At 72.2% G+C, this 23,660-nt stretch carries 26 protein-coding genes and 1 riboswitch; of the genes, 14 read left to right on the top strand and 12 right to left on the bottom strand.

Annotation, left to right across the window (positions count from 1 at the left end; all coding sequences use genetic code 11):
• Positions 1–71 precede the first annotated feature (71 nt).
• Both RM812_RS26890 and RM812_RS26885 read right to left on the bottom strand, forming a co-directional pair.
• Positions 72–1,460 carry an alpha,alpha-trehalose-phosphate synthase (UDP-forming) gene (locus tag RM812_RS26890; protein WP_311577213.1) on the bottom strand — a complete coding sequence of 463 codons (1,389 nt, stop codon included), beginning with the start codon at positions 1,458–1,460 and terminating at the stop codon, positions 72–74.
• A gap of 67 nt (positions 1,461–1,527) precedes the next feature.
• On the bottom strand, positions 1,528–2,499 hold the full coding sequence (locus RM812_RS26885) for a glucosyl-3-phosphoglycerate synthase (protein WP_311577210.1): 972 nt from the start codon (positions 2,497–2,499) through the stop codon (positions 1,528–1,530).
• 141 nt (positions 2,500–2,640) lie between these two features.
• Positions 2,641–2,788: riboswitch (SAM riboswitch) on the top strand.
• A gap of 18 nt (positions 2,789–2,806) precedes the next feature.
• Between RM812_RS26885 and thrC the strand changes: the two genes are divergently transcribed.
• From thrC to RM812_RS26855, 6 genes are all read left to right on the top strand, one after another.
• The gene (gene thrC / locus RM812_RS26880) at positions 2,807–4,123 is read left to right on the top strand and encodes a threonine synthase (RefSeq protein WP_311577207.1); all 1,317 of its coding nucleotides are present in this window, start codon (positions 2,807–2,809) and stop codon (positions 4,121–4,123) included.
• Positions 4,120–4,395, top strand: a complete 276-nt coding sequence (locus tag RM812_RS26875; protein WP_311577204.1) for a MoaD/ThiS family protein — start codon at positions 4,120–4,122, stop codon at positions 4,393–4,395. Before thrC ends, RM812_RS26875 begins: the two co-directional genes overlap by 4 nt.
• Positions 4,396–4,801: 406 nt before the next feature.
• Positions 4,802–5,005, top strand: a complete 204-nt coding sequence (locus RM812_RS26870) for a cold-shock protein (protein WP_004929928.1) — start codon at positions 4,802–4,804, stop codon at positions 5,003–5,005.
• Positions 5,006–5,448: 443 nt separating this feature from the next.
• Positions 5,449–7,074 carry a chaperonin GroEL gene (groL, locus tag RM812_RS26865; protein WP_311577154.1) on the top strand — a complete coding sequence of 542 codons (1,626 nt, stop codon included), beginning with the start codon at positions 5,449–5,451 and terminating at the stop codon, positions 7,072–7,074.
• Positions 7,075–7,314: 240 nt separating this feature from the next.
• The gene (locus RM812_RS26860; RefSeq protein WP_311577151.1) at positions 7,315–8,844 is read left to right on the top strand and encodes a carboxylesterase/lipase family protein; all 1,530 of its coding nucleotides are present in this window, start codon (positions 7,315–7,317) and stop codon (positions 8,842–8,844) included.
• Positions 8,841–9,176: a hypothetical protein gene (locus RM812_RS26855; protein WP_311577149.1), complete on the top strand. Its 336-nt coding sequence runs from the start codon at positions 8,841–8,843 to the stop codon at positions 9,174–9,176. Before RM812_RS26860 ends, RM812_RS26855 begins: the two co-directional genes overlap by 4 nt.
• On the opposite strand, the gene RM812_RS26850 is transcribed toward RM812_RS26855, so the two are convergent.
• Positions 9,151–9,369, bottom strand: a complete 219-nt coding sequence (locus RM812_RS26850) for a DUF397 domain-containing protein (protein WP_311577146.1) — start codon at positions 9,367–9,369, stop codon at positions 9,151–9,153. The two genes, RM812_RS26855 and RM812_RS26850, sit on opposite strands and share 26 nt — an antisense overlap.
• Positions 9,353–10,192 (bottom strand): helix-turn-helix domain-containing protein, encoded by an 840-nt coding sequence (locus tag RM812_RS26845; RefSeq protein ID WP_311577143.1) that lies wholly within the window; start codon positions 10,190–10,192, stop codon positions 9,353–9,355. Before RM812_RS26845 ends, RM812_RS26850 begins: the two co-directional genes overlap by 17 nt.
• Before the next feature lie 118 nt (positions 10,193–10,310).
• Here RM812_RS26845 and RM812_RS26840 point away from each other — a divergent pair, with 118 nt between their 5' ends.
• Positions 10,311–10,700, top strand: a complete 390-nt coding sequence (locus RM812_RS26840) for a hypothetical protein (RefSeq protein ID WP_311577140.1) — start codon at positions 10,311–10,313, stop codon at positions 10,698–10,700.
• A gap of 19 nt (positions 10,701–10,719) precedes the next feature.
• On the opposite strand, the gene RM812_RS26835 is transcribed toward RM812_RS26840, so the two are convergent.
• Complete coding sequence (locus RM812_RS26835) at positions 10,720–11,328, bottom strand: TetR/AcrR family transcriptional regulator (RefSeq protein ID WP_311577137.1); 609 nt, start codon at positions 11,326–11,328, stop codon at positions 10,720–10,722.
• A gap of 96 nt (positions 11,329–11,424) precedes the next feature.
• On the opposite strand from RM812_RS26835, the gene RM812_RS26830 reads away from it, so the two are divergent.
• Complete coding sequence (locus tag RM812_RS26830) at positions 11,425–12,174, top strand: SDR family NAD(P)-dependent oxidoreductase (RefSeq protein ID WP_311577134.1); 750 nt, start codon at positions 11,425–11,427, stop codon at positions 12,172–12,174.
• A gap of 9 nt (positions 12,175–12,183) precedes the next feature.
• Here RM812_RS26830 and RM812_RS26825 read toward each other — a convergent pair whose 3' ends face one another.
• The 3 genes from RM812_RS26825 to RM812_RS26815 form a co-directional block, all read right to left on the bottom strand.
• The gene (locus tag RM812_RS26825; RefSeq protein ID WP_311577131.1) at positions 12,184–12,753 is read right to left on the bottom strand and encodes a hypothetical protein; all 570 of its coding nucleotides are present in this window, start codon (positions 12,751–12,753) and stop codon (positions 12,184–12,186) included.
• A gap of 62 nt (positions 12,754–12,815) precedes the next feature.
• Complete coding sequence (gene murQ, locus RM812_RS26820; RefSeq protein ID WP_311577128.1) at positions 12,816–13,751, bottom strand: N-acetylmuramic acid 6-phosphate etherase; 936 nt, start codon at positions 13,749–13,751, stop codon at positions 12,816–12,818.
• Positions 13,752–13,853: 102 nt separating this feature from the next.
• Positions 13,854–14,789 (bottom strand): MurR/RpiR family transcriptional regulator, encoded by a 936-nt coding sequence (locus RM812_RS26815; protein WP_311577125.1) that lies wholly within the window; start codon positions 14,787–14,789, stop codon positions 13,854–13,856.
• Between the two features lie 55 nt (positions 14,790–14,844).
• Between RM812_RS26815 and RM812_RS26810 the strand changes: the two genes are divergently transcribed.
• Entirely contained in the window at positions 14,845–15,228 is a 384-nt protein-coding gene (locus RM812_RS26810) for a hypothetical protein (protein ID WP_311577122.1), read from the top strand.
• 13 nt (positions 15,229–15,241) lie between these two features.
• Positions 15,242–15,520, top strand: a complete 279-nt coding sequence (locus tag RM812_RS26805) for a DUF4031 domain-containing protein (protein ID WP_311577119.1) — start codon at positions 15,242–15,244, stop codon at positions 15,518–15,520.
• On the opposite strand, the gene RM812_RS26800 is transcribed toward RM812_RS26805, so the two are convergent.
• Positions 15,502–16,608: a GNAT family N-acetyltransferase gene (locus RM812_RS26800; protein WP_311577116.1), complete on the bottom strand. Its 1,107-nt coding sequence runs from the start codon at positions 16,606–16,608 to the stop codon at positions 15,502–15,504. The two genes, RM812_RS26805 and RM812_RS26800, sit on opposite strands and share 19 nt — an antisense overlap.
• Positions 16,609–16,618: 10 nt before the next feature.
• Positions 16,619–17,281 carry an HD domain-containing protein gene (locus tag RM812_RS26795; protein ID WP_311577113.1) on the bottom strand — a complete coding sequence of 221 codons (663 nt, stop codon included), beginning with the start codon at positions 17,279–17,281 and terminating at the stop codon, positions 16,619–16,621.
• Between RM812_RS26795 and RM812_RS43105 the strand changes: the two genes are divergently transcribed.
• From RM812_RS43105 to RM812_RS26780, 3 genes are all read left to right on the top strand, one after another.
• Complete coding sequence (locus RM812_RS43105; protein ID WP_394816521.1) at positions 17,280–17,534, top strand: hypothetical protein; 255 nt, start codon at positions 17,280–17,282, stop codon at positions 17,532–17,534. The two genes, RM812_RS26795 and RM812_RS43105, sit on opposite strands and share 2 nt — an antisense overlap.
• A gap of 32 nt (positions 17,535–17,566) precedes the next feature.
• A complete protein-coding gene (locus RM812_RS26785) occupies positions 17,567–18,250 on the top strand; it encodes a maleylpyruvate isomerase family mycothiol-dependent enzyme (RefSeq protein ID WP_311577110.1) in 684 nt (227 codons plus the stop codon).
• Positions 18,251–18,376: 126 nt separating this feature from the next.
• Entirely contained in the window at positions 18,377–19,069 is a 693-nt protein-coding gene (locus RM812_RS26780; protein WP_311577107.1) for a copper homeostasis protein CutC, read from the top strand.
• Positions 19,070–19,419: 350 nt separating this feature from the next.
• Here the strand turns inward: RM812_RS26780 and RM812_RS26775 are convergent, their stop codons facing one another.
• Positions 19,420–21,465, bottom strand: a complete 2,046-nt coding sequence (locus RM812_RS26775; protein WP_311577105.1) for a HelD family protein — start codon at positions 21,463–21,465, stop codon at positions 19,420–19,422.
• A 288-nt stretch (positions 21,466–21,753) separates the two neighbouring features.
• Between RM812_RS26775 and RM812_RS26770 the strand changes: the two genes are divergently transcribed.
• Positions 21,754–21,936, top strand: a complete 183-nt coding sequence (locus RM812_RS26770) for a hypothetical protein (protein ID WP_311577102.1) — start codon at positions 21,754–21,756, stop codon at positions 21,934–21,936.
• Between the two features lie 25 nt (positions 21,937–21,961).
• On the opposite strand, the gene RM812_RS26765 is transcribed toward RM812_RS26770, so the two are convergent.
• Positions 21,962–23,605: a DNA repair helicase XPB gene (locus tag RM812_RS26765; protein ID WP_311577099.1), complete on the bottom strand. Its 1,644-nt coding sequence runs from the start codon at positions 23,603–23,605 to the stop codon at positions 21,962–21,964.
• Positions 23,606–23,660: the final 55 nt, after the last annotated feature.

The raw sequence follows: 23,660 nt of genomic DNA, 5'->3' as shown, positions 1-23,660 counted from the left end.
CCCGGCCCGCGGGCCCGCGTGCCTCCCCCAGTGCCTGAACGGCCCGGGAGGCACCGACGGTCACCCGGAGATCAGGACCTCAGCGCGTCCAACTGCTCCAGGAACCACCGCGCCGGAGGCAACGCCGTCCCCGCCGCGGCCAACCGCTTCGACCGCTCCGCCCGCTCCCCGGCCCCCACCGACAACGCCTCGTGCAACGCCTCCGCCGTCCCCGACACGTCGTACGGATTCACCACCACCGCGTCCTCGCCCAGCTCCTCGTACGCCCCCGCCTCCCGCGACAGCACCAGCACGCATCCCTCGTCGGAGACGACCGGCACCTCCTTGGCGACCAGGTTCATCCCGTCCCGGATGGGATTGACGAGCGCCACGTCGGCCAGCCGGTACGCCGCCAGCGACCGCGCGAAGTCGTCCTTCACGTGCAGCACGACCGGCGTCCAGCCCGCCGTCCCGAACTCCGCGTTGATCTCCTGCGCCACCCGCCGCACCTCGGCGGTGTAGTCCCGGTACACGGCGAGGTCCTGCCGCGAGGGGTAGGCGAACGCGACGTGCACGACCCGTTCGCGCCACTCGGGCCGCCCGGCCAGCAGCTCCCGGTACGCCAGCAGCCCCCGCACGATGTTCTTGGACAGCTCGGTCCGGTCCACCCGCACGATCGTCCGGCGTCCCTCGCCGATCTCCGCCCGCAGCGCCGCCATCCGCTCGTCCACGTCGGCCTCGTGCGACCGCTTCCGCAGGAAGTCCGCGTCCGCGCCGAGCCCGTGCACGCCGATCTCCGTGCCGCCGAGGCCGCCCACCAGCGCCTCGCAGCAGGCGGTGAACGCGTCGGCCCACCGCCGGGTGAGGAACCCGAGCCGGTCGGCGCCGAGCATCCCGCGCAGCACCTGCTCGGCGATGTCGTCCGGCAGCATCCGGAAGTAGTCGACCGGCGCCCACGGCGTGTGCGAGAAGTGCCCGATCCGCAGGTCGGGCCGCAGCTCCCGCAGCATCCCCGGCACCAGCGTGAGGTGGTAGTCCTGCACGATCGCGACCGCCCCCTCGGCGGCCTCCTCGGCCAGCGCCTCGGCGAAGGCCCGGTTGTACGCCTCGTAGGACGCCCACTGCCGCCGGAACTCCCCGTCGAAGACGGGCTCCACGGGCGTCTGGTACAGCATGTGGTGCACGAACCACAGCACCGAGTTGGCGATCCCGTTGTACGCGTCCGCGTGCACGTCGGCCGGCACGTCCAGCATCCGTACGCCGTCCTCGCCGACCCCGCGCCGCACCGCCTCCCGGTCGCCGTCGCCCAGCGCGGAGCACACCCACAGCGCGCCCGCGTCCGGCCCGATGGCCGACAGTCCGGAGACCAGCCCGCCACCGCCCCGTTTGGCGTGCAGCGAACCGTCCTGACGCACCTCGTACGAGACCGGTCCCCGGTTGGAGGCGACCAGCACCTGAGCAGCACCGAAGCTTGAAGCCATACGCCTCAACCTAGCCCGGCCCCGTAAACCTCAAACGTTCCCGCGCGCACCTCGGGTGGAGATCCGGTCACGCCACCCTGCGCGCCGCGTACTCCGCGATCTCCGCCATCGGCGGCCGTTCCTCGGTGTCCACGGAGTAGGTGCGCGGCTCGAAGCCGTCGGCGCCCCGTTCGAACTGGGTGAGGGAGGGCCGGACCAGATGGCCGCGGGCCAGCCGGAGCTGTGCGGTGCGGTAGATCGCGGCGGACATGCGGCCCAGGGCCTGGCCGTCCTGGTGCCGGTGCCGGCGCACACCGACGTCGACCTGCGCGAGGGCGTCCAGGCCCACCAGGTGCAGGGCGTCGACCAGCATGCCGAGCTCGACGCCGTAGCCGACGGGGAAGGGGAGCTGTTCGAGGAGGGAGCGGCGGGCCGCGTACTCGCCGCCGAGCGGCTGGACGAAGCCGGCCAGCCGGGGCCAGTGCATGTTGAGCAGCGGGCGGGCCATCAGTTCCGTGACCCGGCCGCCCTGCCCGGCCGCGTCCGTGCCGCGGGCCGGCCCGTCGGACACCGTGAGCGGGCGGTCGTACATGGCCTTGACCAGCTGCACGTCGGGCTCGGTGAGCAGCGGGCCCACGATCCCGGAGACGAAGTCGGCGCGGAAGTCGCGCAGGTCGGCGTCGACGAAGCAGACGATGTCGCCGCGGGTGACCAGCAGCGAGCGCCACAGCACCTCGCCCTTGCCGGGCACGGCCGGTATGCGCGGGAGGATCGCGTCGCGGTGCACGACGCGCGCGCCCGCCGCCGCGGCCACCGCCGACGTGCGGTCGGTCGACCCGGAGTCCACGACCACGATCTCGTCGACGAGCGGGATCCGGCCCATCAGGTCCCGGCGGATCACCGTGACGATGTCGCCGACCGTCGCCTCCTCGTCGAGGGCGGGGAGCACCACGCTGACCGACTGTCCCGTGGCGTGCTTGGCACTCAGGATCCGCTGGATCGGCCGGTCCGCGGCGGACCAGGAGCGTGCGTTCAGCCAGCGCTCGACTTCTTCCAGCACGGTCGGTGGCTCCTTTGTGATCCATCTCGCGGTACGGACGACTATCTCAAGTGTCCTGGCCTTCGGTTACAGTCTTGAACAACGCGGAGGACCCCCGCATGCCGGGGTCGCCGCGCGCACAACCGAAAAACAACCACATACCGCTCATCCAGAGGGGCAGAGGGATACGGCCCGATGAAGCCCCGGCAACCCTCCAGTCGGTTCTTGTCACACGGACGTGGCGAGGCTCCCGACTAGGGAAGGTGCCAAATCCGTCTCACGGCGAGATGCGTCGTGAGGAAGATGAGGAGAAAGGGCCTCGCCTCACATGGCTGTGCAGACCGTCGAGAGCACCACCGACACCGACGACGCCACCCCCACCGCTTCCCCCGCCTCCCCTGTCGACCTGGGGCCCGCCACGGCGCTCTCCTGCCGGGAATGCGGTCACCGCGTACCGCTCGGCCCGGTCTTCGCCTGCGAGGAGTGTTTCGGCCCGCTGGAGATCGCCTACGACTTCTCGGCCTACGACACCGAGGAACTGCGGCAGCGCATCGAAGCGGGCCCCGCGAACATCTGGCGTTACGCGCCGCTGCTGCCCGTCCCCGCGGACGTCGCCGACAAGCCGAACATCAACCCCGGCTGGACCAAGCTGGTCAAGGCCGACAACCTGGCCCGCGAGCTCGGCGTCACCGGCGGCCTGTACGTCAAGGACGACTCCGGCAACCCGACGCACTCCTTCAAGGACCGTGTCGTCGCCCAGGCCATCGAGGCCGCCCGCGCCTTCGGCTTCACCACCCTCTCCTGCTCCTCCACCGGCAACCTCGCCGGTGCCGTCGGCGCCGCCGCCGCCCGGGCCGGCTTCCGCTCCTGCGTGTTCATCCCGCACGACCTGGAGCAGGGCAAGGTCGTCATGGCCGCCGTCTACGGCGGTGAGCTCGTCGGCATCGAGGGCAACTACGACGACGTGAACCGCTTCTGCTCCGAGCTGATCGGCGACCCGGCCGGCGAGGGCTGGGGCTTCGTCAACGTCAACCTGCGCCCGTACTACGCGGAGGGTTCAAAGACCCTCGCGTACGAGATCTGCGAGCAGCTCGGCTGGCGGCTGCCCGACCAGATCGTCGTCCCGATCGCCTCCGGCTCGCAGCTCACGAAGATCGACAAGGGGCTGCAGGAGCTGATCGGGCTGGGCCTGGTCGAGGACAAGCCGTACAAGATCTTCGGCGCCCAGGCCGAGGGCTGCTCGCCGGTGTCCACCGCCTACAAGGCGGGCCACGACGTCGTACGCCCCCAGAAGCCGAACACCATCGCCAAGTCCCTCGCGATCGGCAACCCGGCCGACGGCCCGTACGTCCTCGACATCGCGCGCCGCACCGGCGGTGCCGTGGAGGACGTGACGGACGAGCAGGTCGTCGACGCCATCAAGCTGCTCGCGCGCACCGAGGGCATCTTCGCCGAGACGGCGGGCGGGGTGACGGTCGGCGTCACGAGGAAGCTGATCGAGAACGGCGTGCTGGACCCCTCGCTCACCACGGTCGTCCTCAACACCGGGGACGGCCTCAAGACCCTCGACGCGGTGGCCGGCACCGGCCTCACCGCCACCATCCGCCCGAACCTGGACTCCTTCCGAGAGGCTGGCCTCGCATGAGCGTGACCGTCCGCATCCCGACCATCCTGCGCACCTACACCGGCGGCAGGGCCGAGGTCGCCGCCGAGGGCGCGACCCTCGGGGAGGTCATCTCCGACCTGGAGAAGAACCACACCGGCATCGCCGCCCGCGTCCTGGACGACCAGGGCAAGCTGCGCCGGTTCGTCAACGTCTACGTCAACGACGACGACGTCCGCTTCGAGCAGGGCCTTCAGACCGCGACCCCGGACGGCGCGGGCGTCTCCATCATCCCGGCGGTCGCCGGCGGCTGATACGCCTCGTGGCGCGCATTGCCCTCTCCGTAAGAGAAGCGGAGAGGGCAATTCCATGTGATTGAGCGCGGTAGAGTTGGGGAACGCGCCCCTGACCGCGTGATCGGGAGCCCTGAATTCCTGCCGCCCGTCCGAACAGTTGTAGCCAAAGTGTGGGCGTATTTCGCGGCTTTTGTTCCCTTTGTGTACCCCGACTTGACACGAATTCAGGCGAATTCTCGCCATATTCCCGACCGGGTGCGTCCAGATTTCTCGTCCGATTGACCTGTTGCAGAGGGCAGTTGGACAGATACATTCAGCCGCGGTCGACGCGTTCCGGCGCACGCCCCCAGTCGTGGGGGGTGAGGTCTGACCCGGGTCCGCGAAGTGCGGATCTGTGCAAGGGCCAGTAATAGGGGAGTTAGGCATGGCTCAGGGCACCGTCAAGTGGTTCAACGCGGAGAAGGGGTACGGCTTCATCGCGGTCGACGGTGGTGCGGATGTTTTCGTCCACTACAGCGCGATTCAGATGGACGGCTACCGCACCCTCGAAGAAGGCCAGCGGGTCGAGTTCGAGATCTCGCAGGGTCAGAAGGGCCCGCAGGCCGACATGGTTCGCCTCAGCGCCTGAGACGCGCGGCCGACAGCAGGCGAGCGGTCTTCTCCGAAGGGCCCGTACCTCCCGGGGTACGGGCCCTTCGGCCTGCCCGGACCCGGCACCCCCGGCGTTCGCGGGTGGCTGAGCGCCCCCGCTGATCCCCGGGAGGCGCTTGCGCCCACCCGTCACCCGACCACCGCCCCTCAACGAGCCCGCTTCGCGGGCGCACCTTGTGCCCACCCGTCACCCGACCACCACCCCTCAACGAGCCCGCTTCGCGGGCGCACCTTGCACTCGGACGGGGCGAGTGCTAATCATTGGCGTTAGCACTCTGAAGGTGAGAGTGACAACGAAGGACCGGGTCGGTGAGGCCCGCAGGCCGGGTGGGGAAGGAACCACGAGGCAGGCGAGCCGTCCGTCGCGGGCGCGGGCGCGGTCCGAAGGAATCACCCCCAGTCCTGGAGGGACCACTTCACATGGCCAAGATCATCGCGTTCGACGAGGAGGCGCGGCGCGGCCTCGAGCGCGGCATGAACCAGCTCGCGGACGCCGTCAAGGTGACGCTCGGCCCCAAGGGCCGCAACGTCGTCCTCGAGAAGAAGTGGGGCGCCCCCACGATCACCAACGATGGTGTCTCCATCGCCAAGGAGATCGAGCTCGAGGACCCGTACGAGAAGATCGGCGCCGAGCTGGTCAAGGAAGTCGCCAAGAAGACGGACGACGTCGCCGGTGACGGTACGACCACCGCGACCGTCCTGGCCCAGGCCCTGGTCAAGGAAGGCCTGCGCAACGTCGCGGCCGGCGCCAACCCGATGGCCCTCAAGCGCGGCATCGAGAAGGCCGTCGAGGCCGTCTCCGCCGCCCTGCTCGAGCAGGCCAAGGATGTCGAGACCAAGGAGCAGATCGCCTCCACGGCCTCCATCTCCGCCGCCGACACCCAGATCGGCGAGCTCATCGCCGAGGCCATGGACAAGGTCGGCAAGGAAGGCGTCATCACCGTCGAGGAGTCCCAGACCTTCGGTCTGGAGCTGGAGCTCACCGAGGGTATGCGCTTCGACAAGGGCTACATCTCGGCGTACTTCGCCACCGACATGGAGCGTATGGAGGCGTCGCTCGACGACCCGTACATCCTGATCGCCAACTCCAAGATCGGCAACGTCAAGGACCTGCTGCCGCTCCTGGAGAAGGTCATGCAGTCGGGCAAGCCGCTGCTGATCATCGCCGAGGACGTCGAGGGCGAGGCCCTGTCGACCCTGGTCGTCAACAAGATCCGCGGCACCTTCAAGTCCGTCGCCGTCAAGGCCCCGGGCTTCGGCGACCGCCGCAAGGCCATGCTCGGCGACATCGCCATCCTCACGGGCGGCGAGGTCATCTCCGAGGAGGTCGGCCTCAAGCTGGAGAACGCCACGCTCGACCTGCTGGGCAAGGCGCGCAAGGTCGTCATCACCAAGGACGAGACCACGATCGTGGACGGCGCCGGCTCGGCCGACCAGGTCCAGGGCCGCGTCAACCAGATCCGCGCCGAGATCGAGAACAGCGACTCGGACTACGACCGCGAGAAGCTCCAGGAGCGTCTGGCGAAGCTGGCCGGCGGCGTGGCCGTCATCAAGGCCGGTGCCGCCACCGAGGTCGAGCTCAAGGAGCGCAAGCACCGCATCGAGGACGCCGTTCGCAACGCGAAGGCGGCCGTCGAGGAGGGCATCGTCGCCGGTGGTGGCGTGGCCCTGCTCCAGGCCTCCCAGGTCTTCGAGAAGCTGGAGCTCACGGGTGACGAGGCGACCGGCGCCAACGCCGTGAAGCTCGCCCTGGAGGCCCCGCTGAAGCAGATCGCCGTCAACGGTGGTCTCGAGGGCGGCGTCGTCGTGGAGAAGGTCCGCAACCTCCAGGTCGGCCACGGTCTGAACGCCGCGACCGGCGAGTACGTCGACATGATCGCCGAGGGCATCATCGACCCGGCGAAGGTGACCCGCTCTGCCCTGCAGAACGCCGCCTCCATCGCCGCGCTGTTCCTCACCACCGAGGCCGTCATCGCCGACAAGCCGGAGAAGGCCGCCGCGGCCGGTGCTCCGGGCGGCATGCCGGGCGGTGACATGGACTTCTGATCGACCCCTGGTTGATCACTGTCCTTTCGTTCCGAGGGCGGCACTTCCTGTTCCGGCTGGTCCGGCAGGGGGTGCCGCCCTCGGGCGTTTCCCATGGTCCTCGCCGGCCGATTCGACGCGCTCGCCCCGTACGGCGAGGCGTCGCCGCGGACCCTCGGCCGAGCGCGGTGCGCACCACGGCGTAGGGTCCACAGATCACCAACTGGTGTACGTCCAGCGGCAACCAGCGAGGAGTGATCGATGAGCACGACCGAACCCGTGGTGCGCACCGTTGCCGGTGCGGTACGCGGACGGACCGAGGACGGTCTGACCGTCTTCCGCGGCATCCCGTTCGCCGAACCGCCGGTGGGCCCGGCCCGGTTCGCCGCCCCGCGTCCCGTCCGCGCCTGGGACGGCGTGCGCGAGGCCCACGCCTTCGGCCCGCCGCCCCCGCAGGACCTGGGCATCGCGGGCACCACCGGCGTACTCGACGCCCCCGTGGGCGACGACTGGCTGACGGCCAACGTCTGGACCCCCGCGCCCGACCCGGCCGCCCGCCGCCCCGTGATGGTGTGGATCTACGGCGGTGCCTACAAGCTCGGCCACGCGGGCAGCCCCGGCTACGACGCCCGTCGCATCGCCGAGGACGGCGACCTCGTCGTCGTCACCTTCAACTACCGCGTCGGCATGGAGGGTTTCGCCCGCATCGAGGGCGCCCCCGCCAACCGGGGCCTGCTCGACCAGGTGGCCGCGCTGGAGTGGGTGCGGGACAACATCGCGGCGTTCGGCGGCGACCCGGACCAGGTCACCGTCTTCGGCGAGTCGGCGGGCGCCGGCTCGATCGCCTCCCTGCTGGCCATGGACCGCGCGGCCGGGCTGTTCCGGCGGGCCATCGCCCAGAGCGTGCCGGGCACGTTCTTCTCGGACGAACTCGCCCGGGACATCGGCACCGCCCTCGCCGCCGAGGCCGGCCTGCGCCCGACCGTCGCCGACCTGTCGGACGTGGCCCCGGACCAGCTCGTCAAGGCGGGCCAGACCCTGTCCGCGAAGATGCCCCGGTACGTCGACCGCTGGGGCCGGGCCGCGCCGACGGTCACCCCGTACGCGCCGGTCGTGGACGGCGAGATCCTGCCGGTCACGCCCTGGCAGGCGCTCGCGTCCGGCGCGTCCCGCGACGTGGACCTGGTCGTCGGCCACAACCGCGACGAGTTCCGCCTCTTCGTTGCCATGGCCGGCCAGTTGGGCCAGATCACGGACGAGCGTGCCACGTCGGCCCTGCGCCTCTTCGGGCCCGGCCCGGACGGCGAGCGGGCCTACCGTGCCGCCTTCCCCGGGGCGTCCCCCGGTGAGCTGTACGAACGCGTCCAGACCGACTGGCTGTTCGCCATGCCGTCCCTGCACCTGGCCGAGGCCCACCTCGCGGGCGGCGGCCGGTCCCACGCCTACGAGCTGACCTGGCCGGCCCCGGGCAACGGCGGCGCCCTCGGCGCCTGCCACGCCCTGGACCTCCCCCTCCTCTTCGGCACCTACCAGGCCGACCTCGGCGCCCTCCTCTTCGCCGGTGCGGAGCCGTCCCCGCAGGCGCTGGCCCTGTCCTCCCGGTTCCGGGCCGCGTGGACGTCCTTCGCGCGCACGGGCGACCCCGGCTGGCCCGCGTACGACACGGAACGGCGCCTGGTGCAGGTCCTGGACGCCGAGCCGGTCGTCGCGCCGTACCCGGAAGAGGCGTCGCGGCGGTTGTGGGAGGGCCACGAGTTCGCGGCGCTGCCCTTGCTGAGGCCCGGGGCGTGACGCGTCGAGGCCTCGCCCTGGCCCTCTTCCTCCTCGTGCCCGCGGTCGTCGGCGCGGTCATCGTCGTCAGGGCGGCGACCGCGGACGGCACGCCGCGCTGCGACGGCATCATCAAGGAGTACGGCGACGCCGAGAGGTCCGGTGTGATGAAGCCGGGCGAGACGTGCGACCTCTACGACTTCGCCGACGGCCGGTCGGCGGGCACCCGGACGTACGACCAGCAGAAGAAGGCCCAGGAGGAAGAGGCGTCGGACGACTATCTGGTCGGCGGCCTCCTCCTCGTCTACGGCCTGGCGGCCCCGGCGGTCACGTGGAAGTCGAGGAGGCCTTGAGGCCGTTGACGAAGACCGCCCAGGAGTCGGCCCGGAAGAGGAGTTTCGGGCCGTGGGGGTTCTTGGAGTCGCGGACGGGGACGGTGGTCGGGTTCCCGGCGGCGACTTCGAGGCAGTCGCCGCCGTCGCCTGCGCTGTAGCTGGACTTGTGCCAAGCGGCGGTACTGAGATCGGCCTCAGGGATGCTCGTCATGCTCGTAAGTCTGTGCCACCGACAGGATCAGATCCAGGGAGTCAGGTGGTGAGAGAGCAGTGGCCTGGAGGAGGCTGAACGTCAGTGTGTGACGGGCGACCGTGGCCGGATCGTCCAGCAGGTTTCCCATGTCCAGCCCCTCGACGAAGCAGAGCGGGGCAGCGTCGGCGAACTCCATGAGCTTCAGGGAGCCGCCCATCGCAGCATGGGTTCCGGCGCTGAACGGCAGTACCTGCGCGATGATCCGGCGGCGGCCCGCCAAGTCCGCCACGTGGCGGAGGGTTGCAGCCATGGCTGCTGCTCCACCTACTGGTCGACGGAGCGCGGCCTCGTCAAGCACCACCCACAACAGCGGGGGTGTTGGACCGTCCAGTAGACGGGCCCGCTCCATGCGGGTGGCAACCAACTGTTCGATCTCGGAGTCGGATGCCACGGGCCGATAGGTGCGGAACAGGGCCTCGGCGTAGGCCGGGGTCTGCAAGAGGCCGGGGATGAGGAGAGGCAGGTAATGCCTGATCGTCGTAGCGACGGCCTCCGCCTCCGCCGCCTCGGCGAAATGCTCGGGATACTTCGACTTCGCCGAGGCCACGCAGTTCCGTTGGAAGAAGTCCTCCGTCCCCAGCGCCTCGTCCAGCAGCCGCGCGTACTCCGGCTGCATCCTGCGCGTACCCGACTCGAGCTGTCCGATGAACGAGCCGCTGACGAACAACCGTCCGCCCAGCTCTTCCTGGCTCAGTCCGGCCTTCTCGCGGGCGTGGCGCAACTCGGCGCCCAGCAAGGCGCGGGGGGACGACGACGGGTCGAGGTCTTTCGGTCCAGGCATGGCAACGAAACTCCGGGTCGTACAGCAGCGGTTGTTGGTGCGCCTTGTATGGCCAGGTTAGAGGCGGGGCAGACACGCTGTGTAGCGAATCGGAAACTCAGCGTGGAGGTGAGGAAGGGTGCGGTCGACCGAAGAAGTCGTCGAGTCCCTGCGTCAGGCCCTGGTGGACGCCGGTGTCGTGCTGCCGTCCCTGTGCGTCGATCCGGTGACCGGCGCCAGCGAGGAGCCGTTCGCCCTGGTCGAGCTGGGGCGTTGCAACGTCCGGGTCGCCGAGCGGCTGGCGTCGGTGGTGCGGGGTGAGCGGCCGGCGATCGGGACGCACGCCGTGGACGTGAGGGACGGGCGCGTGGGGGAGGTCATGGGGCACGCCGGCGGCAGCGTGCGGTTGCGGCCGGTCGGCGGTGGCCGGGAGTGGGACTGCCCGAGGGCGTCGGTGGCGGACGCGCCGCCGGAGGAGGTGATGCGCGCCCGGCTGCGCCGCACCAACCACGAGAGCGTGCGGCCGTAGAGGGCGCCGTGCCTCGTCGTCAGGCGGGCGGCCAGCCCCGCAGGGCCATGTCGGCCACCCGCTGGAGGTCTTCCGGGCCGGCGCCGCCGGCGGCCTGGACGGCGATGCCGTTGGCGACGGTCATCAGGTAGCGGGCGAGGTCCACGGGGTCGGCGCCGGAGGGCAGGTCGCCGTCGTCGACGGCTTGCCGGAACCGGTCGCGGAGGCGGGAGACGCCCTCGTTGCGCCAGTCGGCGAGCAGGTCCCGGACGGGGAGTCCCGTGTCGCCGGCGGCGAGGGAGCCCTGGACGCCCAGGCATCCGGGCGGGCAGTCGGGGCGCGTGCTGGTGCGGACGGCCCCGTTCAGGAACGCGGTGGCCACCTCACGGGCGGTCGGCTCCTCCAGGGCCCGGGCGACGTATGCGGCGGGGCCCTCCTCGTAGCGTTCCAGGGCCTTGCGGAACAGGTCCTCCTTGTTGCCGAAGGCCGCGTACATGCTGGTGCGGGTGATGCCCATGGCGTTGGTGAGGTCAGTGAGGCTGGCGGCCTCATAGCCCTGCCTCCAGAAGACCCGCATGGCCTGTTCGAGGGCCTCGTCGGCGTCGAAGCCCCTCGGCCGGCCGATCGTCCCCTTCTGTCGCGTCTCCATGACCCCAGTCTACGCCTTCGGTACCGACCGGTGCAGATGTGCTACGGTCCTTTTCAGTACCGATCGGTACCGAATTCTCTGTGGAGGTCATGCGTCATGGGACAGCTGGAAGGCAAGACCGCCGTCGTCACCGGCGGCGGTACCGGGATCGGCCTCGCCTCCGCCGTACGGCTGGCGGACGAGGGTGCGCACGTGTTCATCACCGGCCGGCGCAAGGCCGAGCTGGACGCGGCTGTGGAGACCATCGGTTCGGCGAGGGTCACGGCGGTGGCCGGGGACGTCACGGACCTGGCCGACCTGGACCGGCTCTACGACGCGGTCCGCGCTCGGGGGAAGGGGCTGGACGTGGTCTTCGCCAACGCGGGGACCGCCTTGCTCGCGCCGCTGGAGCAGATCACCGAGGAGCACATCGACCAGATCTTCGGCGTCAACGTGCGGGGCACGCTCTTCACCGTGCAGAAGGCGTTGCCACTGCTCAATGACGGTGCGTCGGTGATACTGAACGCCTCGACCGCCGGCGACAACGGTGCCGAGGCGTTCAGTCTGTACGCCGCCTCCAAGGCCGCCGTCCGGTCCTTCGCGCGGGGCTGGGCCAACGAGCTCAAGGGCCGTGGCATCCGGGTCAACGCCGTTTCCCCGGGCCCGGTCGACACCCCCGGGATCACGGACCTCTTCGGCGGGGAGAACGCGTCCGCCGGCCGGGCGAAGGTCACCGCGGACACCGCGATCGGGCGGATGGGGCGCCCCGAGGAGGTCGCCGCGGTGGTGGCCTTCCTCGCCTCCGGGCAGAGCAGCTTCGTCCTCGGCGCCAACTGGTACGTCGACGGCGGCGAGAACCAGATCTGACCCGGTGGCTCAGAGGCCGCCCATCGGCTCGATGTCCACCCGTACCGGCGTCCCCCACACCCGCAGCACCTCGTAGTCGGTGAACTCGTGGACGAGCCGGTACGCCATGGCCGCGCGCGGGCCGCGCAGTTGGGCCGCGATGTACAGCTCGGCCTCGCGGCGGTCGCGGCGCGGGGTGCCGCACAGCTGCCACGCCTGCCCGTTCCACAGCTCGGGCAGCCAGCGCTGCTGGGGCTGCGGCCGGTCACCGCGCACCCCGTACCGGGACGGGACCGGCTCGGTGGGCCGGGCCGGGACGGGGCCGCCGTTGTACTCGGCGCGGCGGGCGGCGCGGCGCCGGGTCTCGCACAGGAGGCACAGGTCGGGGGCGGCCTTGTCGACCGGGCCGTTCGGATGCTCGGGGCAGCGGGTGCTGGGGGCCGCCGTCGTGACGCCCTCCTCCAACTGGTCCAGCGCACGCTTCAGGTCCGCGCGGACCTCGTGCAGCTTGGCCTCCGGCGTGTCGGTGGTCAGGGCCTCGCCGTGCTCACCGAGGAGACGCAGGGCGCGGCCCAGGGCGGTCAGCTGGGCGTGGTTCATGCTCCCCAGAGTCGCACACCGCGCCGACGGTGCCGACGGTGCTGACGGCCCCGGGTGTGCGGTCAGCCGTCCGCCGCCGCCAGCGCCGCGCGCAGGTGGCCGCCGGAGCCCGCCAGAAGACGGGCGGCCGTGGGGCCGTCCACGCCGGCCAGCAGGGCCAGGATGGCGTTCTTGGCCTCGCCGCCGGTGGCGGTCAGGGCGCGCTCGATCTCGTCGTCGGCGGCCCCGGTGGCGAGCGCGACGATACGGCGGGAGCGGGCGCGCAGCTTCTCGTTGGAGGCGCGGACGTCCACCATCAGGTTCCCGTAGGTCTTGCCGAGCCGGATCATCGTGATCGTCGACAGCATGTTCAGGACCAGCTTCTGCGCCGTGCCGGCCTTCAGGCGGGTGGAGCCGGTGATCAGTTCGGGGCCGGTGACGACCTCGATGCCGTGCTCGGCGGCGGCGGCCAGGGCGCTGCCCGGGTTGCAGGCCAGGCCGATGGTCAGCGCGCCGAGCGCGCGGGCGTGCTCGACGGCGCCGACGGCGTACGGCGTGCGCCCGGAGGCGGAGACGCCGACCACCGTGTCGTCGGGGGTGAGGGCGAGGGCGTCCAGGTCCGCGCGGGCCAGGTCGGCCGAGTCCTCGGCGCCCTCCACGGAGGTGACCATGGCGTCCGGGCCGCCCGCGATGAGGCCGACGACCTGCCCGGGGGAGGTGTTGAAGGTGGGCGGGCACTCCGAGGCGTCCAGCACGCCGAGCCGGCCCGCCGTGCCGGCGCCCGCGTAGACCAGCCGGCCGCCGCGCGTCATGCGGGCGGCCACGGCGTCGATGGCGGCGGCGATCTCGGGCAGCCGCTGGGCGACGGCGGCGGGCACGGCGGTGTCCTCGCCGTTCATCAGCCGCGCGATGTCGAGGGTGGCCATCCGGTCGATCTCGGCCAGCTCGGGCCGGAACGCCTCGGTGGTCAGGGTCTCCAACTGGGAGCGGAGGTCGGGGTGATGGGGGGTTGAGGTCATGAGGGCGGCTCTTCTCCACTTCGGTGCCTGCACTTACCCAGGGGCGCGGGGAACTGCGCGACCAGCCACAACGGACTCGCAGTCGCGTACGGCGAACAACCCCTACGGTCTACCGCGCGATCCATGCCGGTGCGCCAACGCCTCGTAGGAAGCCGCCAGAGCCGGCGCCGCCGACTCGTACGTCCGCTGCGCCACCCCCACGAACAGGCAGTCCACGACCAGCAGCTGACTCGTCCGCGACGACATCGCCGCCGGCCGCAGCTCGCTCTCCCGCGACGTGGACGTGGTCAGCACGTGGTCGGCGTACTGCGTGACGGGGCTGTCGGGGCGGCCGGTGATGGCGACGGTCGTCGCGCCGCGTTCGAAGGCGACCCGCAGCGGTTCGATGACGTCCCCCGTCGACCCGGAGTGCGTGATCGCGAGGGCGACGTCCCCGGCGCGCAACTGCACCGCGTTGGTGACGGCGAGGTGCGGGTCGCTGGGGGCGTGGGCTATGAGCCCTATGCGCAGGAGCTTCTGGGTGAGGTCCTGGGCGACCAGCCCGGAGGCGCCGATGCCGTACACGTCGGTGCGGCGGGCGGTGGCGAGCGCGGCGACGGCCGCGCCGAGCTGGACGGTGTCCAGGCCGGCGGCGGTGTCGGCAAGGGTCTGCTGCTCGTCGTAGGCCAGCTTGGCGACGACGTCGGCGATCGGGTCGTCGACCGCGATGTCGGTCGTGATCGCGGGCGCGCGGCCGGACTGCTGCTGCGCGGCGAGTCCGGCGAGCGCGAGGCGCAGATCGCGGTAGCCGGGGTAGCCGAGCAGCCGGGCGGTGCGCACGACGGTCGCCTCGCTGGTGCCGGTGAGCTCGGCGAGGCCGGTGACCGTGAGGGCCGCGCAGCCGGCCGGGTCGTCCGCGACGGCCTCGGCGACCCGCTGCATGGAACGGGTCATCGACGGCGCCAGCGTGCGCACCTTGGCGGCGAGGGCGGCGGGCGCGGGAAGCGAGGCCCTGGTGCCGCCCGAGCCTGCGAAAGTTTCCTTCACTTCATCGGTCACTCATGAAAGATATTTTCGTTTCGGTTCGTGGGTCAAGAGTGCGCACAATGGGTGCATGGACCCCATCAGCCCCCTGGAGCAGGCGTTGCACGCCGCGCGCGCCCTCGTGCTCGCCGACCTGGTGGCGGGCGAGGTCGCCGAGCCGGACGTGGTGTCGCTGGTCGAGGAGTCCGTCGTGCAGCGGCGCTGGTGGGTCGAGCAGTGGCCCGAGGGCGCGGAGTTCGTGGCCGGGTTGGTCGCGCAGGACGTGCAGGACGCCCTGCTGGAGCGGTACGGCCGCTGGCCGCTGTGCCCGGTGTGCGGCTCCGGCGACCCGCACGCGCTGGACGTCGAGCCGGAACTCGGCCCCGACCCGCACTGGGTGTGCGGCAAGGCGGGGGTGAAGGTCGCGGCGGTCGGCACGCTGGGCGCGGCCACCGGCGACGCGCAGTCCTCGTGACCAGGGCCGCCCGGTGACCGTCTACATCGATCCGCCGACCTGGCCGGGTCACGGCCGCATGTGGTCCCACCTCGTCAGCGACGTCTCCTACGCCGAACTGCACGCGTTCGCCGAGCGGCTGGGCGTGCCGCGCCGCGCCTTCGAGCGCGACCACTACGACCTCCCCGCCCAGCGGTACGCCGACGCCGTCCGCGCCGGTGCCCTTCAGGTCAGCAGCCGTGAGGTGGTGCGGCTGCTGCACGGTGCGGGGCTGCGCCGGCGCAAGGGCTCCGCTCAGCCGCGCAGCTCGTAGGCGAACTGCGCGGTGTCCTCGGCGGCCTCGGTGTCCTCCCCGGCGACCCGGGTGAAACCGGCGCGGGCGATGACGGCCTGCGACGCGGTGTTGTCCGGCTCGGTCGTGGCGAACACGGACGTCACCTCCTCGCGGGCGAGCGCCCACGCGGACAGCGTGCGCAGGCCCTCGGTGGCGTAACCGTGTCCGCGGGCGGCCTCGGCGAGGTCGTAGCCGATCTCCACCCGGCCGTCCTCGTCGGGCGCGCCGTGGAAGCCCATGCCGCCGACCGCCCGCCCGTCCTCCTTCCGCACGAGTGTGAACACGCCCCACTCCGGCCGGTGCACGCCCGCCTCGTACGCCTTCAGCAGCATCCCGGCGGCGTCCCGGGTGCCCTGGAACGGCCCGCCGTCGACCCACGCGAACCCACCGTCGCCGCCCGCCGCCAGGTCGGTGGCCGCGGCGGGCGTGACCCCCTGGAGGGTGAGCCGCTCGGCCGGGATCACGAGGTTGTTGCGCCAGCGCCACTCGGTGACCGGGGCGCGCCCGGGCAGTTCGCCCCGGCCGGTGGCCCACAGCAGGGTGCGCCAGGGGTCGGCGCCGGGCTGGACGTGCGGGAAGATCCGGGTGAGGACGTCCTCGCACAGTCCGGCGGGCGGCTCGTAGGTCAGGCCCAGGCCTTCGGCGATGTCGTGCGTGTGCGCCAGCACCTCGGTGATCCCCATGGCGGCGAAGCCCTCGCGGTTCGCGCTGCGGAAGGGGTACGGGTGGAAGGCGCGGACCTCGCGCGGGGTGGTGCGGACGGCGGCGGCGAGCAGCGCGCCGGTCGTCTCGATCACCTGGAGGACGCCCTCGTTGTCGGCGGGGTCCAACCCGTCGTCGGTGCCGTCCAGGGTGATCTCGAAGGGGACGTAGGCCTCGGTGGCGCGTCCGGCCAACTGGCCCGCGTAGGCGATGAGGTCGCCCGCGATGTGCTCCGCCGTGTACCGGCAGCTCCACTCCAGGCCGCCGGCCCGCGCCGCCTCCCAGTCCCGGTCCGTCGCCGTCCGCAGCAGCGCGACGGCGCTCGCGACGGCCTCTTCCACCTGTTCCCCACCCATGGTCCGCATGCCGGGCAGGCTACGGCGCCGGGGTGTCCGGGAGCGACAGCATTTCCAGCTCGCCGCGGAGGTTGTAGCGGGCCGTCGCCTCCCACTCCCGCCGCCCGTGCGGGGTGTGGAACAGGCGGGGCAGGCCCAGGAGTTGGCGCAGCACCGCGGCCCTGCCCTCGCGGAAGGCGTCGTTCGGCACGAAGCGGTACTCCTCGCGGACGGCCGCCGTGTACGCCGCGTACGCCGACGGGGGCGAGGCGAGGATCGCCAGGTCCGCGTCGCACAGCACCTGCCCGTCGCGGTCGTCGTCGGCCGGGGCGTGGGTGACGGTGAGGCGGACGAGCCGTGCCACCTCGGCGGTCCTGCCCGCCGGGACCCCGGCCTCGGGCAGGGCGCGCTCGGCGAGACGGGCCGAGCGCTCCTCGTTCTCGGACCGCTCGGGCAGGTAGACCGCGTCGTGGAACCAGGCGGCGAGGCGTACGACGTCCGGGTGGTCCGCGTACTGAGCCAGTACGTCGACGTGGTCCAGGACCGCGGTCAGGTGGGTGAGCGTGTGGTAGTGGCGCTGGGGCTCCTGCCAGCGGGCGAGCAGGTTGTCGGCGTACGGCGCCGGGTCCGGCCCGGGTGCGGGGTTCCTGGTCGCGTCGAGGGCACGGGCGAAGCGGGAGCGCAGGGCGTCGAGGTCGGCCATGGGCGCATTCTCCCAGCGGACGCGGAAGGGCGGGCGGGCCACGCGCGACGACCGGGTCCTCGGCCGAGCGGGAGCGGGGAGGCGGCGGGCGGACGGCCACGCGGCCTCCGCCGGGGCCCTCCGTCGCGCCCTGACCTTCTGGACCCGGCCGCACGGCGTTCCGTCCCCGGAACACGCGGGCCGCTTCGAGGGCACGGAGTTCGACCCCGCCGTCCTCTTCGCCGCCGAACTGGACCGCCTGCCGGGACGCTGACCGCGGGGCGGTGCCGGCCCTAACGTGGTCCCATGACGACTCCTGCTGACACGCACGACGTACGCGACCCCGAGCTGCCCGGGCGGCTGCTGGTCACCGAGCGGGACGAACTGGTGCCCCTGCTGCGTTCCCGGCCGGACGAGGACTTCGCGCTGCCGATGGCCGCGTGTCCGGGCTGGACCGTGCGGGACGTGCTGGCGCACTGCTCCAGCGCGCTGATGCGGACGGTGGAGAACCGCTTCGAGGAGGGCGTCTTCTCGCCCGAGTCCAACGACCGCGACATCGCCGAGCGCGCCGACTGGACGAACGCCCGGGTCCTCGACGAGCTGGAGCGCGGCATGACCGAGGCCGGTCCGGTGATCAACCGGGCCGGCGGCGCCCTGGACATGCTCGCGCTGGGCGAGTGGGTGCACGCCGGGGATGTGCGGGTGGCCCTCGGCGAGCCGGGGGCGTACGCGGGGCGCGGGCTGCCGGAGGCGCTCGCGCTGCTCGGCACGGTCACCCGCGAGCGCGGCCACGTGCCGCTCCACGCCGACCTCGACGACAGGGACGAACCCCTGAAGCTGGGCGAGGTGAGCGGCGAGCGGTCGCCGGGCCGGTTCATCGGCGACGCCGCGACCCTCGTACGGCTGTACGCGGGCCGGCCCCTGGACGGCGCGGCCGGATACGAGCTGGCCGGGGTGAGCCCGGAGGAGCTGAACCTCTTCGGCGGCTGAGCGGCTGAGCGGCTGAGCGGTCCTCCCGTGGGGGGCGCGTCCCGGGACGCGGGGGAGCCCCGGCCCGCCGTCTGGGCGTAGTCTTGGATTGGACTAGACCTGTAGCAGGCCGACGAATGGGGTCCCATGAGCAAGCGTGCAGTCCTGGAGGTGATCGCCCTCGACGTCGAGGACGCGGTCGCCGCCCAGGCCGGAGGCGCGGATCGCCTCGAACTGGTCACCGACATGGCGGCCGACGGACTCACCCCGTCGACCGCGACCGTCGCCGCGATCCGCGCCGCCGTCGACATCGACGTACGCGTGATGCTGCGGCTCGCGGACGGGTTCGCGGCCGGGGACGTCGAACGGCTGGTGCGGGTCGCCGGGACGATGCGGGAGGAGGCCGGGGCCTCGGAGTTCGTGCTCGGGTTCCTCGACGCGCACGGTGACGTGGACCTCGGGGCGGTGGAGCGGGTCGCCGGCGCGCTGGACGGGTGCCGGTGGACGTTCCACCGGGCGATCGACCGCGCCGGGAACCGGGACGCCCTGCGCAAGCAGCTCGCGGACTTTCCCGGCCTGGACACCTATCTGACGGCCGGCGCGGCCGGTGGGGTGGACGAGGGACTGGCCGTCCTGCTCGCCGAGGCGCGGCGGCGGGGAGAGCCGGGGTACGAGCAGCAGTTGCTGGTGGGCGGCGGGCTGCGGCTGGACCATGTGCCGGGGCTGCTGGACGCGGGGATCGACGGCTTCCACATCGGCGGCGCGGCGAGGCCCGCCGGGTGGAGCGGGCCGGTGTCGGCGGAAGCGGTCGCGGAGTGGCGGCGGGTACTGGGGGACTGAGCGTCGCTCGTCCGGTCACCGGCGTGACCGCTCGCGGGGGCGGGGCGCGCGGCCCGGCGTTGCGGGGTGCCTCCCCCACGCTCGGCTTCGCCCGAGCGGGGGCCCCATGAGCGGGGCCTTCATCGTCCACCCGTGCCGCCCTGGGGGTCCTTCCCTGGCCGTTCGGGCACTGTGGGAGCCGCGACTGCCCGCAGCCGCGGCCCGGCGTTGCGGGGTGCTTCCCCCACGCTCGGCTTCGCCCGAGCGGGGGCCCCATGAGCGGGGCCTTCATCGTCCACCCGTGCCGCCCTGGGAGTACTTCCCAGGGCGTTCGGGCACGGGGGAGGCCCGACCGCCCGCGGCCGCGCCGGCTAGGCCAGTTGCGGCGGCAGGTCCGTCCCGTGCGTCACGATCAGCCCCGACACCGCTCGGGTCAGGCAGACGTACAGCCGGCGCAGACCCGTCCGCTCGTCCGGTTCGCCGTCGACCACGGCCTGCGGTTCGTCCAGGACCACGTAGTCGTACTCCAGACCCTTGGCCAGCGAGGCCGGGACCAGGGTCAGCCGGGTGGTGAGGGTCGTCTCCTCGCCCGGTCCGATGAAGCCGATCCCCGCCGCCCCGAGGGCGTCCGCCAGCTCCGGCACCCGCGCGTCGGCGACGATCAGGCCGACCGAGCCCTCGCGCTCCAGCAGTTCGCGGCACGCCGCCACCACGTCGGCCGTACCGGCTTCGGCCGTACGGATCTCGAAGAAGCCCGGGTTCTCGCGGATCGACGCCACCGGCGTCAGACCGGGCGCGATGTGCGGCAGCAGCCGGGAGGCGTACTCGATGACGTCCGTCGGCACGCGGAAACCGGCCGTCAGCTCCTCGACCACGGCCTCGCCCTTGCCCAGGTGGTCCAGGGCCTCCCGCCAGCTCCGGGTCGCCCACGGCGTGGTGCCCTGCGCCAGGTCGCCGAGGACGGTCGCCGAGCCCGTGGAGCAGCGCCGGCCCACCGCCCGGTACTGCATCGGGGAGAGGTCCTGCGCCTCGTCGAGGACCACGTGCCCGAGGGAGTGGGTGCGCTCGATCAGGTCGGTGGCCTCGTCGATCAGCACGGCGTCGGCGGGGGACCACCTGGCGGACTTCACCGAGCGGGCCGGCTTCACCCACAGCACCGCCTTCCGCTCGTCCTCGGTGAGGACGCCCTCGGCGTGCTCGGCGAGGAAGTCCGGGTCCGACAGGAGGCGCAGGACGAGCTTCGCGGGGTCGACCTGCGGCCAGACCGCCTTCACCCACGCCTTCACCGCGGCGTTGCGCGCCACCGCGTTCTGCACCCGGTCGTCCGGTGCCTCGCCCGCCCGCTCCATCTGCACCAGTACGGCGTGCGCGACGCGCTGCGGGAGAGCCTCGCGGGCGGCACCGTAGCGGATGTCGCGGGCGAGCAGTTCGCGGACGATCTCCTCCAGCTCGTACGCCGGCACGCGCCACCGGCGTGACCCGCGTACGACGACGACCCCTTCGGTGGGCAGGGTGACGTGCGAGTAGAGCGCCCTGCGCAGTACCTCCGCCATCCGCGCGTCGCCCTTGACCACCGCCGCCGTGGCGTCGTCCGCCCCGCGCACCTCGACGTGCGCGACCAGGTCGTCCACGGTGGCCTGGTGGACCGTCAGCTCGCCGAGCGCCGGGAGCACCTGCTCGATGTAGTGCAGGAAGGACTTGTTCGGCCCGATGACGAGCGTGCCGGTGCGGGCGAGGCGCTCGCGGTGGGCGTAGAGGAGGAAGGCGACCCGGTGCAGTCCGACGGCGGTCTTCCCGGTCCCGGGGCCGCCCTGCACACAGACCGAGCCGGCGAGCCCGGCGCGCACGATCTCGTCCTGCTCGGGCTGAATGGTCGCCACGATGTCGCGCATCGGGCCGACACGGGGCCGCTCGATCTCCTGCTGGAGCAGCTTGCTGGTGGTCGCCGCCTCGCCGGGGTCGGACAGGTGCTCGTCCTCGTACGCCGTGAGCTCCCCGCCGGTGTACCCGAAGCGGCGGCGCAGCGCGATGTCCATCGGGTCCTTCTTCGACGCCCGGTAGAACGGCTGCGAGACCGGCGCCCGCCAGTCGATCACCATCGGGTCGCCGTCCGCGTCGTGCACGTGCCGGCGCCCGATGTAGAAGCGCTCCCCTTCCCCGCCCTCCGCCTGCTCGGCCCCCGGGGCGTGCAGGTAGTCGAGCCGGCCGAAGAACAACGGGGTGTCGCTGAGGTCGGCGAGCGCCTTGATGCGCTGCTCGATCTGGTGCTCCAGGACAGCGGCGTTGACCCAGTTCGCGGTGACGTCGGTGATGTCGAGGGACTCGACGTCCTCACGCATGGCGCGCAGGGCGGAACGGGACGACGCGAGGTGCGAGCGCTCTTTGGAGAGGGGGTCGTCGTGGACGGGCGTGGACAAGGGGGTGCCTCCGGGAGACCTGCGATGGGGTGGGCGCGGGTGTGCGCGGTGGGCCGACCGGTTTCCGTCCGGCCGGCGGCACTCCGTGGGGAGGCGGGCAAGAGCGGAGATTCTAGGGGAACGCGGGAGGCGCGGGCCAGTGGTTTTCTCCCGACCCCGAGGGGGCCCCTAGGGGATCACGTCCTCCGCTCTGGGGGACGCGCTCCCTCCACGGTCGTAGCGGACGGGCCCGTGGGTTCGGCCCGCAGACCGATGCCCGCACGGGGGTCGCGGTCACACCATGAGGACATGAGCGCAGCAACCATCTTCCCCGCACCGGCACCCGGCCGCGCGTCCGGTGCCACGCCCCTGGCCGGCAGCCGGCGGCACCGGCTCGGTGCCCTGCGCGCCGTCAGGGTGTTCGCCGGCGCCGCCTTCGACGTGGTCGTCCTCGGCGCGTACGACGAGGAGGCCGGCGTCCGCCGCAGGTGAGCGCCCGGGACCGGCCTCCGATCGCTCAGCTCTCCGTCAGCAGCTCGTCCGCGTCCATGATCCGGTAGGCGTAGCCCTGTTCCGCCAGGAAGCGCTGGCGGTGGGCGGCGAAGTCCTGGTCGAGCGTGTCGCGGGCGACGACCGAGTAGAAGTGCGCCTGGTGGCCGTCGGCCTTGGGGCGCAGCACCCGGCCCAGACGCTGGGCCTCCTCCTGCCGGGACCCGAAGGTGCCGGACACCTGGATCGCGACCGTCGCCTCCGGCAGGTCGATGGAGAAGTTCGCGACCTTCGACACGACGAGGACGCTGATCTCACCCCGCCGGAAGGAGTCGAAGAGCTTCTCCCGCTGGGCGTTGGACGTCTCACCCTTGATGACCGGCGCGCCCAGGTGCTCGCCCAACTCGTCGAGCTGGTCGATGTACTGGCCGATGACGAGGGTCTGCTGCCCGGCGAAACGCCGCACGATCGCCTCCGTCACCTTCCGCTTGGTGTCGGTCGTCGCGCAGAAGCGGTACTTCTCCTCCGCCTCGGCCGTCGCGTACGCGAGCCGCTCGGAGTCGGTGAGGTTGACCCGGACCTCCACGCAGTCGGCGGGTGCGATGTAGCCCTGCGCCTCGATCTCCTTCCACGGGGCGTCGAACCGCTTCGGGCCGATGAGGGAGAACACGTCCGACTCGCGGCCGTCCTCGCGCACCAGGGTCGCGGTCAGGCCCAGCCGGCGGCGCGCCTGGAGGTCGGCGGTGAACTTGAAGACCGGCGCCGGCAGCAGGTGCACCTCGTCGTAGACGATCAGGCCCCAGTCCCGGGAGTCGAACAGCTCCAGGTGCGGGTAGACGCCCTTCCGCTTCGTCGTCAGTACCTGGTACGTGGCGATGGTGACCGGCCGGATCTCCTTCCGCGTCCCGCTGTACTCGCCGATCTCGTCCTCGGTCAGGCTGGTGCGCTTGACGAGCTCGTGCTTCCACTGCCGGGCGGAGACGGTGTTCGTGACGAGGATCAGCGTCGTGGACTTGGCCTGCGCCATCGCACCGGCCCCGACCAGCGTCTTGCCGGCGCCGCAGGGGAGGACGACGACACCGCTGCCGCCGTGCCAGAAGTTCTCCACGGCCTGCTTCTGGTAGGGCCTGAGCGCCCACCCGTCCTCGGCCAGCTCGATCGGGTGCGCCTCGCCGTCGACGTATCCGGCGAGGTCCTCGGCGGGCCAGCCCAGCTTCAGCAGCGTCTGCTTGATCTGCCCGCGCTCGGAGGGGTGCACGACCACCGTGTCGGGGTCGATGCGGTTGCCGACCAGCGGCGCGATCCGCTTGGACTTCAGGACCTCCTCCAGCACCGGCCGGTCGGTGGTGGTCAGGACCAGCCCGTGCGCCGGGTGCTTGGAGAGGGTGAGGCGGCCGTAGCGGTCCATCGTCTCGGCGATGTCGACCAGCAGCGCGTGCGGCACCGGGTAGCGGCTGTACTCGACGAGCGCGTCCACGACCTGCTCGGCGTCGTGTCCGGCGGCCCGCGCGTTCCACAGGCCCAGCGGGGTCACGCGGTAGGTGTGGATGTGCTCCGGCGCACGCTCCAGCTCGGCGAACGGCGCGATGGCCCGACGGCAGTCGCCGGCCCGCTCGTGGTCGACTTCGAGGAGCAGGGTCTTGTCGGACTGGACGATCAGCGGACCATTCACGGGCGGCACCCTTTCGCGTGCGTACGGCCGACCGCGACTGGACGGATCGGCCAAA

This window comes from Streptomyces lancefieldiae (assembly GCF_031845825.1).
Lineage (GTDB): Bacteria > Actinomycetota > Actinomycetes > Streptomycetales > Streptomycetaceae > Streptomyces > Streptomyces lancefieldiae.
This window is presented reverse-complemented; position numbering and strand designations above follow the sequence as displayed.